The sequence below is a fragment of the Arthrobacter pascens genome, assembly GCF_017052465.1.
GTDB lineage: Bacteria > Actinomycetota > Actinomycetes > Actinomycetales > Micrococcaceae > Arthrobacter > Arthrobacter pascens.
Genome location: NZ_JAFHKT010000148.1, coordinates 87,485 through 100,680, shown reverse-complemented (window position 1 = coordinate 100,680; position 13,196 = coordinate 87,485). Strand labels below are relative to the sequence as shown.

Genomic DNA, 13,196 nt, shown 5'->3' with positions numbered 1-13,196 from the left:
ATACCCCAGCGTTACCGGGACTTTTTGCTGCCCTTCTGCGCCAGGAGTGATCGCGACGGTTGAGACGTCGTTCCTCCCCTCCCTTTCCAGGAGCACCGTGCCGTAAGCGGCGCCGCCCGCCGCCGAGACGAGGTATCCGATCACAGACGACTTCTCAATCTGGTCCGGCACCTTCAGGGACGTGGTGGTTCCGCCGGCGATGTCCGCGGTGGCCGACTGCCGGACCTTGCCGTCCGCCGTGATGGGTGTGTACGAGATGGTGGCGCGGTCCGCGAGGGCGCCGAACACCAAGAACCGCTCGCCCTCACCGGGCACCGGAACGACGTGCTGGCTGCCGAGCCTGCCGGTGGACGGCGCCCACGAGAAGTCCGTGCTTTGGGCAGCCTTCAGCCCTCGAGTGACGCGGGCGGCGGCCACGATGGTCACATCTGCGCTTGCGGAGACCGTGTACTGCCCTGTCGGGACTCCGGCCAGCGGGACCTCTGTCACGGTGCCGGCCTTGGCTGTCACGACACCACCGCCTGGCAGTGCCTTCTGACCGCCGCGGCCGAAGAGCTTGACTTCCACCACGGCGTCGACGGGTCCGGGGACGGTGATTTGCAGGGATGGTGCCGCGTCGCTGAAGCCACGGGTCGCGGTGAGATCTTCCAGGCCGGCGGCGTCCTGGATGTCGACGCCGGTCATGACCTGGAGGGCCGAGGGTGCCGTTCCCGGGGCGATGAAGTCTACGCCGCCGGGGGTCAGGCCGCGGAGCGCGCTCTGCTGGATGAAGGCGCTCACGGGGCCTCCGGTGCTGCGGGCGTGGACACTCAGCCGTTCCTGGCCGGGGGCAAGACCCGCGAGGACGATGGAGCGCGTCGTTCCCGGCCCAACCAGGAGTCCGCGGCTGCCGGGGGCCTTAATCTGGCCGTCCTTGCCGAACAGTTCGAGGTTGACCGTGGCAGGAGTGGTCGAGGCGTTGGTCAGGTGCAGGACACTGCTGCGGCCGACCGCCGTGTTGGCCCCTGTCAGCCACAGGTCATTAAGCGGTGCCTGGCAGGCTGCCGCGGCCGACCCCTGCAGGTCCCCGTCCGTTGCCGAGTAGCTCATGACTCCTGCCGCGGCCGCCTGCCGGTTGCCGAGGGCGTCGGCGCTCAGGACGCTGACATCCTTCACTTCGCGCTGGGCGACGACTCCTGCCAGCTGTGCCGAGGCGCCGGCCGGAGCCGATGCGGTCCCCGGATCCTTGGCTATGCGCACCAGTTCGGAACCGTCCAGAGCCGAGAGCCTGCTGCCCGGAAGCAGTGCCCCCGCCGCGCCGACCACTGCCGCTGAGACCGTGCTCCTGGCGGTGGCGGACTCGGGACTGAACTGCGGGTCCGTTCCCACCGGCGTCCCCTCCAGCAGCTTCGCCGGGCCGGGGCATACATCCTGGCTCATGCCGGCCGGGACGGATGCCAGCGGAACCTCGAGTTCCTGACCGCCGGAGGGCTGCGGCGCGAGCGACGCCGCCGCTACCAGCCCGCCCCCGGCCGCAACAATCACTGCAGCCGACAGCAGGCCTGCCAGCGTTCCGCGGCCGCGCGGACCCCGGCCCTTGTTCACCGCTGTGGACCCGGTCCTCTTCGCGGGTTTCGACCGTCCGCCGCCGCGGGCAGCGGCCGCCGTGGGGAGCCCGGGTGCGGACGCCGGCGGCGCCGGTGTGCCGCCGTCGTTCTCTTCCTTATGCATTCTGGTATTCCTTACGCAGCGAGCCTTCGTCCCTGGACAGGCCGGTGTTGGGGCGCCGCGCGGGCATGGGAAGCGCCAGCAGGGCCGTCAGGCCGATCACGGCCGCCTGGACGATGCCGGTCCAGAGGGCCCACGGGTTTTCGTAGCGGACCGTGACGTGGCCGGCCTGCGGAGGCAACGTAAATGCCTGTGACCAGCCGGACGTGGTGGACGTCAGCTTCCGTCCGTCCAGCCAGGCCGTCCATCCCGGATCCGAGCGTTCTGCGAGGACCAGGAGCCTTCCCTCGGGACCCTTAGGTACTTCGCTGTCCACCCCCGTCAGTCCGGAGGGAAGCAGGTTGGTGGTGGCGCCCGCGCCGTCAACGATGCGGGCGCGGTGTGCGACGTCGGCGGGCTGAAGAACACGGTCGTTCAGCGGACTGACACGCCAGAGCCAGCCGGAGTCGGTCGGGCCAACGGCTACGAGGCCCGGGACGGCGTCCATCCGGCTTGCGGTCAGCTGGGCGGCGGTATCCGTGGAACGGAGGACCACGAATCCCACGCCCAGCCGCTCCAGCTCGGGCCGCGGGTCGACGCCGTGGGCGGCGACCACAGTGGCGACCGTGGTGCGCAGGGCGGCGGTCACTTCATCATCCTCACGCACCGATTCGCCGCCGGGGACGCCCCGGATATCGCGGGCCGAGGCAATGGTGGAGAGCGCATCAAGTGTTGTGCCCCCGCCTCTCATGAGCGAAGCGCTGTAGGTCTCGTTCCCGCCGATGCTGATCAGCAGGGTGCGGGTCTGTTCCGGCCCCTCGCCCCGGTCGATCGCGGTGGCCGGCAGCGTCCGCGGATCAGTGGCGGCCACCATTCGGGGAGCACCGAGGCCCCGCGGCGCCTGCGGGTCCTGCGGGGACTGCGCGGCCGGCTGGACAACGTTCTGCGCAGTCCAGGCCGCGAGCCCGGCCAGTGGTCCCGCCAGCAGGAGTGCTGTGGCAAGCCCGGCCGTGGCACGGACGACGGCGCGCCGGCCCTGCCGCGGAGGGGCCACCGGCGCCATAGCGCCGGGAGCCGTATCCCCGGCGAGGTCCAGCAGGCTTTCCCCGCCGATCAGCGCGGCCCCCAGCAGCGCGAAAATCGCAGCGGATACAGCGGCACCGGGGAATGGCGGGACCAGCACCTGGGCGCCGGCGGCGGTGGCCACATGCCCGGCCAGCCAGCCGCCCGCCAGGGCAATGAGGGCAGCCACCCACAGGGCGCGGGCCACGAGGGCGCGCCTGGAGGGAAGAAAGAGGGCGGCCACGGCCAGTACCAGCACCGGAGCACCGGTCAGAAGGGCGAGCAGCAGTGCCCACGGCACAGGGCCGCCCGCGAACGGTGCCAGGCCGGACAGCCCGCCGGCAACGTCGAAGTTCAGCGGCTGGCCAAGCACCTGCTGCCACAGCGGCGCTGCGTCGAAGGCGAGCGGCAGCCCCGGATCCGCCAAAAGGGCGCGCGGGCGGTCCAGCGTCGACACTGCGAACGGGATGAAAAGCACGGCACTCGGCAGGAGGGCCCACCACAGGGTGCGGCCCCTCCCCCTGAGCAGGAAGCCGGCGAGGATGATGACGACGGCGGCCGGCACCAGCAGTGCAGGCGCAGCAGCGGTGACCACGGCCAGCGCCAGTCCCGCGGCGGCTGCCGCGGTCCACGACGGGGTTCCGTTGACGCCCGGTTTCACCGGGACATTCTCCGTGAAGTGCCCCTCGGGCCCTGCGGGCAGGGCAAATCGTCCGCGGCCGATGGCCGTCCCTGTGGCACGCAGCAATGCCAGCACCAGAAGCGGCATCATGAGGTGGGCCAGAAGGGCTCCGATGCGCCCCTGGTTCAGCGCGACCTGGAGGGCGGGCGCCGCTGCCCATACGAGGGCCGCGGCCAGCCGCAGCCTGCGGCGGGACGTCAGGGCGCCGGCGGCAAACCAGGCCGCGAGGCCGGAGAGCGGCATGGCCAGCAGGAGCAGCCAGACAACAGCAGCGTTGGCGTTTCCGCCGCCGAGCAGGCCCAACAGCCAGAGGACATAGCCGAACGGATCGCCGTGGCCGGGAAGCCCGGCCCCCAGCCCAATCCACCAGGTAGAGGCCCGGTGCCAGATATCCTCCAGGCTGGCGGAGACCGGCAGGAGGGCACCGCCGGCCAGGGCGTCGGCGCTGAAGAGCCCCGCGAGGCCTGCGAACGAAGCGGCGCAGGCGATCATCACTGCCGCGAGGGCTCCATTGCCCACCCAGCCCCGTTCGTTGACGGAGAGGGCGGCGAAGTCATCGGTGGAGTCGCCGCTGGGCTGTTCTGCCAGGGAGTCGCCGCTGTTCCCCGCCGCCTGGGTGTCGTCCGCGCCGAGGGCCTCCATCAGCGAGCGGCGGTGGCTCCACACCTCGCGCCGTTCAGTCTGGAGAGCGTTGACCACGGACCGCCGGACCCGGCGCGTTCGTGCGGCGGTCCGCCGCGCCCGGAAAACTGCGCCCGGACGGCCGAGAGCCGCGGCCGTCGCCAGGAGCTGGGAAAACCCATGCCCCGGGTCCTTGACGGCGATGCTGAAGACCAGCTTGAAGATGCTGCCCAGGATTGCCGCCACAGCATGGACGGGAACCAGCCACAGGGGTGCGTGCTTGAGCCGCAGGTGGACCTGTGCCCGCCGCGCCGCCGCGGCATTGCCCAAGGCATGGGGCCGGTGGGACACGTGGAACATTTTGGCGCTGGGGACCACCACCACGCGGTTACCCGCAAGGCGGTTGCGCCAGCAGAAGTCGACGTCGTCCCCGGTTCCGGGAAGGGCGGGATCAAACCCCTTGAGGAGTTCCCAGACATCGCGCCGCACCAGCATGCCCGCCGAGTTGACGGCGAAGGTGTCAGAGCGTCCGTCGTACTGGCCCTGGTCCAGCTCGTCCGCCTCAATCAGGGTGAGGCGTTCGGCCCAGCGGCTCGTCGAAAGGCCGACGTCGATGAGCCTGCGTTTCGCGTCCCAGTCCAGCTGCTTGCAGCCGGCCACCGTGACCGACGGGGCACGTTCAACGGCGTGCAGCAGCTCGGCAAGCGCTTCGGGTGCCGGCGCGGCGTCATCGTGCAGCAGCCAGATCCATTCCGAACCTGCGTCCGGTGACTCTGCATCCCACGGCGCCAAGGCGGAAAGCCCGGCGCTGACGGCAGCCCCCATGCCGGCTTTGCCGGCACCGACGCCGGTGACGTTGCCCGGACCGAGCGCGCGCTCAAGGAGGGCAGCAGAATTGTCATGTGAACCGGTATCAACCCCGATTGCCATGTCCGCCGGCCGGGTCTGGCCCGCCAGCGCCGCCAGGGTCCTGGGGAGATATTCACTGCCGTTGTGGGCAACCACCACCGCAGTGACGTGTACTTCCTGAAGAATTAGACTGCCCGCTTCCTCAGCCGACGGCGCTCACGCTCGGAGAGGCCTCCCCAAATACCGAAACGCTCGTCGTTCGCCAGAGCATATTCAAGGCATTGCGACCGCACGTTGCAGGCTCCGCAAACCTTTTTGGCGTCCCTCGTGGAGCCGCCCTTCTCCGGGAAAAAGGCTTCCGGATCGGTCTGTGCGCAGAGTGCGTCCGTCTGCCAGCCAAGTTCGCCTTCGTCGTCAAAGTCGTCGGCGCGGGGAAGTCCAATCCAGACCGGCTGCGCCAGGGTCCCCACCCCTGGGTTCCGGAGCTCCATCGGAGGATCGTTGAGGTCCTCTTCGTGTCCCGGACCTGCACCCAGCAGCGCCTCGTGCTCCGCGAGGAAGGCAGTGGCCTGGTCCTGCAAGGATGCGGTGGTGTCCAGGTTGTACCGCTCGGCGGCGTCCGGATCGGCCGGATCGACATACCAGTCGCTCGGCACTCCGCGTGAACGGTATTTTGCCGTGGCCTGGCCGGCCACAACGGCTTCTTCATGGATACGCTCAACTTGCCCCATGGCGTCCCCTCCTGAATTAGTCAGCCTCTGCCCGGACACTTGAGACATAAGGTCTGTGTGCCGGAGACTTCGCGATGGCTTTCGATATCTAATTACACGCGTGTAACTAGGGGGAGTCAAGCTGCGGACGGGATAATAATCAATTCCGGAGCCAAATGGGTGCCGCGCCACGCCCGGGATTCGAATTCGACACCTCAGGCGCGGAGCCGGGGAATTTGACAGCAAGCTTACGGTCTGACCCGCGCCTGTGCAATTGCTGGGAAAACGGCAGACGACGGCGTGTTAACGCAAATGACGTTAGTAAATCCTGTGGCGGACGTCATACGCCTGTCCGTCCCCTGCGGGTGGACAGCCGGGTAGACACTGGGAGCCTGCGTGGCAAGATGAAGCCATGAATATCCCGGCCACTGACCTGATGACGGCCCTGCGATCGGGCCACTCCACTTCCCCGCGGCTGACCTGGTACGGCCCGGACGGGGAACGCGTCGAGCTCTCCGGCCGCGTCCTGGACAACTGGGTCGCGAAAACAAGCAATCTCCTGCAGGACGAGCTCGACGCCGCACCCGGCATGCGCCTCCGGCTGGACCTGCCGGCCCACTGGAAGTCCATCATCTGGGCCCTTGCGGGCTGGCAGCTGGGCATGGAAGTGGTGCTGGACAGCGACGACGCAGACCTGCTTGTCACGGCCGCCCCCGCGGAAGCGGAAGGCGGATTCGACGCCGTCGTGGCCGTGACGCTGCCGGCCCTGGCCATGAAATGGCCTGGCGACCTGCCCGCCGGCGTGGTCGACTACGCGGCGGAAGTGCGGTCGCACGGCGACGTCTTCATGGCCCACAGCGAACCCGATCCGCAGCATCCGGCGCTGCGGAGCTCCGGAGGGGTTGCCGTGAACCACGCCGACCTGCTGGAAGGCTTCGCCGCCGGCCACGGCTCCGGTGCGCGGCTCGTGGTCCGCGCGGAGGACGGGCTGGAAGCGGCCCTGGCAAACGTGCTGGGTGCGTGGACGAACGACGGATCAGTGGTGCTGGTCCACAGGGATGTGGAGCTGACGGACAAGCTCCTCGCCGCGGAACGGGTGCACGGGGACTGACCCGCCCGCGCTTTAGTCCTGGCGGGCAGGAATCTCCGGATCGTTTGCTTCGGTCTGGGGACGGGATGCGGCCGGCTTCGCGTGGCGGTGTCCCTCGATGAGTTCGTGGTCGTGGGAGAACTCCGGCTCCTGGTCCAGTTCCTGGTTGAACACGAGGAACCGGTAGGCGAAGAAGCGGACGACGGTCGCGACCAGAATGCCGAGAACGCCGGCAGCGAAAAGCATGTTCTTGTCCGTGACACCCAGGGAGTATTTGGCCAGGGCGGTAAACCCGGTGGAAATGCCGATGCCGATGCCGTTGATGAGCACAAACATCAAGAATTCACGCAGCACGTTGGCCTGGCGGCGGTGCCGGAACGTCCAGAGACGGTTGGCGATCCAGGAAAACACGGTAGCGACCGAAGCGCCCACGAAGCGTGCCTTGGCCTCACTGTCCGTCATCGGCCCATGCATGAGGTAGTACGTCAGTCCGTTGTCAATGACGAACGCCACACCGCCCACGGCACCGAATTTCGCCACCTCGCGCCAAAACAGCGAGGCGAGTCCCCGGATGCGCTCTGCAAGTGTGTTAATCATGACCCTCCGTGGCCGTATGGATATTGGGGCCGATGGGCCAAGCTCCCATTTTAGCCCGGTTTGCCCGGTGCGGCCCCAACGGGCGTGCAGATCGGGGCTGCTCCGCGCCCTCCCCTGCTACCGGATTTGCTGACTTTACGGGGCTTCATCGCCACGAAAGCCGGTAACCGCGCTCCTTTTCTGTAGTCTGAGAGATGTGACTTTTCCAGTAATCGGCGTGGTTGGCGGCGGCCAGCTTGCGCGCATGATGGCCCCAGCCGCCACCGCATTAGGCTTCGAACTCCGCGTCCTGGCAGAAGGTGAAGACGTTTCTGCCGTGTCGGCCGTGCCCAACGCCCCGGTCGGCGACTACAAGGATCTGGATGCCCTTCTGGAGTTCTCCGAGGGCCTGGACGTGATGACCTTCGACCACGAGCACGTACCGGCCGATCACCTGCATGCCCTGATCGCAGCGGGGGTCAACGTCCAGCCCGGCCCCGACGCCCTCATCAACGCGCAGGACAAGCTCGTGATGCGCGCGGCCATCGACCGGCTCGAACTGCCGAACCCCGAGTGGGCGTCCGTGGACGGCGTGGAAGCCCTGGTCGCTTTTGGCGACAAGACGGGGTGGCCCGTGGTGCTCAAGACGCCCCGGGGCGGATATGACGGCAAGGGCGTCCGGATTGTCGGGTCGCCCGAGGAAGCCGCCCAGACAACAGACTGGTTCGAGGCAATGAGCCCGCTCCTGGCGGAAGCCAAGGTGGAGTTCAGCCGCGAACTCTCGGCGCTCGTGGCCCGCACGCCTGACGGCGCATCACGGGCCTGGCCCGTGGTGCACACCATTCAGGTTGACGGCGTGTGCGATGAAGTGATCGCCCCGGCGCAAAACATTCCGCTGGAGGTCGCCGCGGCTGCCGAGGATGCCGCCCTGCGGATCGCCAACGAACTCGGCGTCACCGGCGTCATGGCAGTCGAGCTGTTCGAAACACCGGGGTCGGGGGCCGGGTTCCTCATCAACGAACTTGCGATGCGCCCTCACAACACCGGCCACTGGACCCAGGACGGATCGGTGACCAGCCAGTTTGAGCAGCACCTGAGGGCAGTCCTGAACCTTCCGCTGGGGGCGACGGACGTTCTCGGCACCGTTGTGGTGATGAAGAATTTCCTCGGCGGCGATAACCAGGACCTGTTTTCCGCCTACCCCGCGGCGCTGGCTGCCGAACCCGCCGCGAAAGTCCACTGCTACGGGAAATCAGTCCGGCCGGGCAGGAAAATAGGGCATGTCAATCTGGTGGGGGCCAGCGTCGCGGACGTGGAATCCCTGCGCGAACGGGCCACCGCCGTCGCCAACATCATCCGCGACGGCAGGATCCCGTCCCAAGCGGCACCAGGAAACACCGAGGAGAACGCATGAACCCCGAAACCGCAGCCGCACCGGAGACAGGTGCGCTCCCCCCGCTGGTGGGCCTGGTCATGGGATCGGATTCAGACTGGCCCGTCATGGAAGCCGCCGCTGACGCGCTGGCGGAGTTCGGCATTCCCTTCGAGGCCGACGTCGTATCTGCCCACCGGATGCCCACCGAAATGATCCGGTACGGCCAGACGGCCCACGAGCGCGGCCTGCGCGTCATCATCGCCGGCGCCGGGGGCGCCGCGCACCTTCCGGGGATGCTGGCCTCGGTCACGCCGCTTCCCGTGATTGGCGTTCCCGTGCCGCTGAAAACCCTGGACGGCATGGATTCGCTGCTCTCGATTGTTCAGATGCCGGCCGGCGTCCCGGTGGCCACAGTCTCCATCGCCGGCGCCCGGAATGCGGGTCTGCTTGCCGTCCGGATGCTCGCCTCCGGCACGGACGATCTCGCGGTGCGCCTCCGCGGTGACCTCCTGGACTTCGCACAGGAACTCAACGACGTTGCCAGCCGGAAGGGCGCCAATCTCCGGCAGAAGGTCAACGAAGTCTTCTCCGAAGCAAACGTGGCCTCCCGGAGCAGCCACTAAGGAACGCCGATGCCCAACACCGAACTGCCCTCCGATGGCCTCCTGACGGACCCCGTACGGTACCCCGCGAGTGCTGCTGAGCCCGTCCGGACCAAGCGCGCTTTCCTGCTGATCCTCCTCACCCTGTTCGTACCGGGGAGCGCGCAGATCGCCGCCGGTGACCGCAAACTGGGCCGTATCGCCCTGCGGGTCACGCTGACCGTGTGGGCGCTGGTGATCCTTGCCCTGGTGTTGCTGCTCGCCAACCGGACCCTGCTCATCAACATCATCACCAATCCGGTGGCCTCCCTCGTCATCGTCCTGGTACTGGCCGCGCTCTCAGTCGGCTGGGCTGTGCTGTTCATCAACACGCTGCGGCTGATCCGCCCCGTGCTCTTGCCCAAGCGCAGCCGGCCGGCCGTTGCCGTCGCACTCGCACTGGCACTGGTGCTCAGCAGCGGTTCACTCGGCTACGCGGCGTACCTGCTCAACGTCAGCCGCAATGCGATCGGCAGCATTTTTGCCGGCGGCCCCGCCATCGAGCCCGTGGACGGCCGCTACAACTTCCTCATGATGGGCGGCGACGCCGGCGCGGACCGCACCGGCCGGCGCCCCGACAGCCTGTCCGTGCTCAGCGTTGATGCCGAGACCGGCAAGACAGCCATCATCTCGATCCCCCGCAACCTGCAGAACGCCCGCTTCAGCGAGGGCTCCCCTATGCGCCAGATCTACCCTGACGGCTACAACTGCGGCAACGAGTGCCTCATCAACGCGATCAACACCGAGGTCACCAACGAACACAAGGACCTCTACCCGGACGCTGCAGATCCGGGCGCACAGGCCACCCTGGAGGCGGTTTCGGGAACCCTCGGCATCACTGTCCAGGCGTACGTCCTCGTGGACATGGATGGCTTCGCCAAGCTCATCGACGCGATGGGCGGGATCCGCATCAAGGCCGGCGGCTGGGTGCCCATGAGCGGCAACATGATCGACGAAGCCAACGGCATCCACGGCATGCCGCTGGGATGGATCCCCGCCGGCGAACAAAAGCTGGATGGCTTCCGTGCGCTCTGGTACGGACGCTCCAGGGAGTTCGTCGATGACTACGCCCGGATCCAGCGGCAGCAGTGCGTCCAGCAGGCCATGCTCAAGCAGTTGGATCCCGCGACGCTCCTGGCCAAGTTCGAGGACATCGCCAACGCCGGCACCAAGGTAGTGGACTCCAATATCTCCTCGAGCCAGCTGGGCAGTTTCGTGGACCTGGCCATGAAGGCCAAGGGCAAGGAAATCAGCCGCCTCACCATTGGACCGCCGGACTTCGACGCGTCTTTCTCCACAGTGCCGGACTTTGACGTCATTCATGACCGGGTCAGTAAGCTCCTCAGCAGCCAGGGCGCGGAGCAGTCGCCTGCAGCCGCCCCGGACGACGCCCTGCAGCCGCAGTACGCAGGCGGCGGCAGCGGGCTGACGGCAGCCGGGCCGGCTGTACCGGCCACCAAACCCTCGCCGTCGTCGTCGTCGGACTTCACGCCGGTGACCACCACGCCCAACGGTGAGCCCATCACCGAAGAGATGCTGAACCAGCTCAAGCGCGAGGGGAACGAGCAGGCCATCCGCGAACTCGTGGCCACCAACGGCCAGTGCGCTCCCCTGTGACAGACACTCTGCTTCGAGAAAGAAGGACACCCGGCTGTGTACGAAATCGATAACGTCCTCCGGCCGTACGCCTGGGGATCGACGACGGCGATCGCCGGCCTGCTGGACAGGCCGGAGTCGGGCGGGCCGGAGGCAGAGCTGTGGATCGGAGCCCACCCGGACTCCCCTTCCGTTGCCACCCGCCCTGACGGAACGACGGTGCCGCTGGATGCGCTGATCGCCGAGGACCCGGGCCATTTCCTGGGGGACGCCTCCGTGGCCGCGTTCGGGCCGCGCCTGCCCTTCCTCACCAAGGTCCTCGCCGCGGCCAAGCCGTTGTCGTTGCAGGTGCACCCGAGCCTGGAGCAGGCGCGGGCCGGCTTTGCCCGCGAGAACGGCGAAGGCGTTCCCGCGGACGCCCTCAATCGCAACTACCGGGACGATAACCACAAACCGGAGATGATCTTCGCGCTGACTCCGTTTGACGCTCTGTGCGGTTTCCGCGAGCCCGCGAAGTCCCGCGACGTTTTCCTCCACCTGGCCGGCTGCCTGGAGCTTTCGGGGTCCGGCGTTCCGACCGTCCTGACCGACGTGATCGATGACCTGTCACAGGACGACGAGGGCGCCGCCCTCCGGTCGGCGTTTGAACGGCTGATCGCGGGCGGGGACGGTGTGGCCGAAGCAACGAAGACCGTCGTGGAGGCGCTGGCCTCCGGCGCGCCCATGGCGCCGTACCAGCCGGAACTCGCCACGGTGCTGAGCCTCAACGGCGAGTACCCCGGCGATCCTGGCGTGCTCATATCCCTGCTGCTGAACCGGCTCTCGCTGGAACCGGGCGAGGCCGTGTACCTTCCCGCCGGGAACGTGCACGCCTACCTTCACGGCCTGGGTGTGGAAGTCATGGCATCCTCGGACAACGTGTTGCGGGGCGGCCTGACACCGAAGTTTGTTGACGTGCCGGAGCTGCTGAAAACCGTCGTCTTCGAGTCCGTGGGCGTACCCATGCTGCGCGCAGGGGTTTCCGAACTGGGCCAGGAACTGTACCAGCCGCCCTTCCGGGAGTTCCAGCTGCAGCGGATCGAACTGCTGCCCGATGGCGGCCCCGTGCCGCTCGCGCAGTCAGGGGCCGCCGTAGTGATCGTGACTGCCGGCTCGGTCTACCTGGATTCGCCCAAGGGCGACCTGCGGCTGGGGCGTGGCGGCAGTGCCTTCCTCCCGGCAGCCGATGCCCCGGTCAACGTCCACCCGGTTTCCGGTTCCACGGACACCGCCGTCGCCTTCGCCGTGACCACCGGACTGAAAGCCTGACCGCCGTGGAATACTTCCTGCAGACCCCGGCGTGGGCTGATTTCCAGCAGACCCTTGGCCGCCGGGTCCACACGCGGTCCGGCCAGGGGTGGAGCTTCCTGGCCATCGAGGAAAAGAACCCGGCAGGCAAAGTCCTGTACGCGCCCTACGGTCCCGTGGCCGACTCCGTTGCCGCATTTGACGCCGCCCTGGCCGATCTCGTGGCCGTGGCGAAATCCTGCGGCGCCGTGTTCGTCCGGATCGAACCGGTGACGGCCGGGCTGGAACCGGGGACGGCGGCTGCCGCGCTGAAAGACCGGGGAATGCAGCCCGCTCCCGTTAACCAGCAGCCGGAGCTGAGCTGGATTGTGGACCTGGACCGGGACTTCAAGGACGTGCTGGCCGACATGAAGCCGGTCAACCGTAACCTGTACCGGAACATCCACAAGAAGGGTGTGACGTTCCGCTCAACCCAGGATCCGGACGACATCCGCATCCTCCTGAACTTCCTGCACATGACGGCGCGGCGCAACGGCTTCAAACCGCAAAGCGACGAGTACCTCACCCAGGTGGCCTCGTCCCTGATGCCCGCCGGTGCCGCAACCCTGTTCGTCGCCGAACTCCACGGCGGGCCCATCGCTGCCGCCCTGGCCTACGATTCCGCCGACACACGTACGTACGCCCACGCCGCCTTGGATGATACCCACCGGAAGCTCAGCGCGGGAATTCCGCTGCTGGTCACCCTGATGGCCGATGCCCAGGGGAAGGGGCTCAAACACGTGGATCTCTGGGGAGTGGCCCCGGCCGACCAGCCCGACCACAAATGGGCCGGATTCACAGCATTCAAGAAGTCCTTCGGCGGACGCGAGATCGCCTACCCCGGAACCTGGGACCTGCCGGTCAACAAACCCCGCTACGCGGCCTACCAGGCAGCCCGCAGGCTCCGCGACGCACTCCGCTCAGCCCTGAAACGCGTCAAGCGCCCCACCCCCTGAGCGCGAACTGGCAGCTAACGACCTCA

9 protein-coding genes and 1 pseudogene are annotated in these 13,196 nt (G+C 67.8%); 6 read left to right on the top strand and 4 right to left on the bottom strand.

Annotated features, from left to right (window positions below):
• The 3 genes and pseudogenes from JYA52_RS22535 to JYA52_RS22530 form a co-directional block, all read right to left on the bottom strand.
• Positions 1-1,710 (bottom strand): annotated as a pseudogene (locus tag JYA52_RS22535) (DUF5719 family protein); the annotation flags it as partial.
• Positions 1,703-5,056 carry a glycosyltransferase gene (locus JYA52_RS16660; RefSeq protein ID WP_205654530.1) on the bottom strand — a complete coding sequence of 1,118 codons (3,354 nt, stop codon included), beginning with the start codon at positions 5,054-5,056 and terminating at the stop codon, positions 1,703-1,705. The gene JYA52_RS16660 and the pseudogene JYA52_RS22535, both read right to left, overlap by 8 nt.
• Positions 5,057-5,085: 29 nt before the next feature.
• Complete coding sequence (locus JYA52_RS22530) at positions 5,086-5,631, bottom strand: WhiB family transcriptional regulator (RefSeq protein WP_240460446.1); 546 nt, start codon at positions 5,629-5,631, stop codon at positions 5,086-5,088.
• A 391-nt stretch (positions 5,632-6,022) separates the two neighbouring features.
• Between JYA52_RS22530 and JYA52_RS16650 the strand changes: the two genes are divergently transcribed.
• Entirely contained in the window at positions 6,023-6,721 is a 699-nt protein-coding gene (locus tag JYA52_RS16650) for a TIGR03089 family protein (RefSeq protein WP_205654276.1), read from the top strand.
• Between the two features lie 12 nt (positions 6,722-6,733).
• Here the strand turns inward: JYA52_RS16650 and JYA52_RS16645 are convergent, their stop codons facing one another.
• Positions 6,734-7,297 carry a GtrA family protein gene (locus JYA52_RS16645; RefSeq protein ID WP_205654274.1) on the bottom strand — a complete coding sequence of 188 codons (564 nt, stop codon included), beginning with the start codon at positions 7,295-7,297 and terminating at the stop codon, positions 6,734-6,736.
• Positions 7,298-7,541: 244 nt separating this feature from the next.
• On the opposite strand from JYA52_RS16645, the gene JYA52_RS16640 reads away from it, so the two are divergent.
• From JYA52_RS16640 to JYA52_RS16620, 5 genes are read left to right on the top strand one after another with little or no spacing between them, the layout of a single operon-like run.
• Complete coding sequence (locus JYA52_RS16640) at positions 7,542-8,690, top strand: 5-(carboxyamino)imidazole ribonucleotide synthase (RefSeq protein ID WP_240460472.1); 1,149 nt, start codon at positions 7,542-7,544, stop codon at positions 8,688-8,690.
• Positions 8,687-9,274: a 5-(carboxyamino)imidazole ribonucleotide mutase gene (gene purE, locus JYA52_RS16635; protein ID WP_205654270.1), complete on the top strand. Its 588-nt coding sequence runs from the start codon at positions 8,687-8,689 to the stop codon at positions 9,272-9,274. The genes JYA52_RS16640 and purE overlap by 4 nt, the downstream gene beginning before the upstream one ends.
• 9 nt (positions 9,275-9,283) lie before the next feature.
• On the top strand, positions 9,284-10,909 hold the full coding sequence (locus JYA52_RS16630) for an LCP family protein (RefSeq protein ID WP_205654268.1): 1,626 nt from the start codon (positions 9,284-9,286) through the stop codon (positions 10,907-10,909).
• 36 nt (positions 10,910-10,945) lie between these two features.
• A complete protein-coding gene (manA, locus tag JYA52_RS16625) occupies positions 10,946-12,196 on the top strand; it encodes a mannose-6-phosphate isomerase, class I (protein ID WP_205654267.1) in 1,251 nt (416 codons plus the stop codon).
• A 5-nt stretch (positions 12,197-12,201) separates the two neighbouring features.
• A complete protein-coding gene (locus JYA52_RS16620; protein WP_205654266.1) occupies positions 12,202-13,170 on the top strand; it encodes a lipid II:glycine glycyltransferase FemX in 969 nt (322 codons plus the stop codon).
• Positions 13,171-13,196 lie beyond the last annotated feature (26 nt).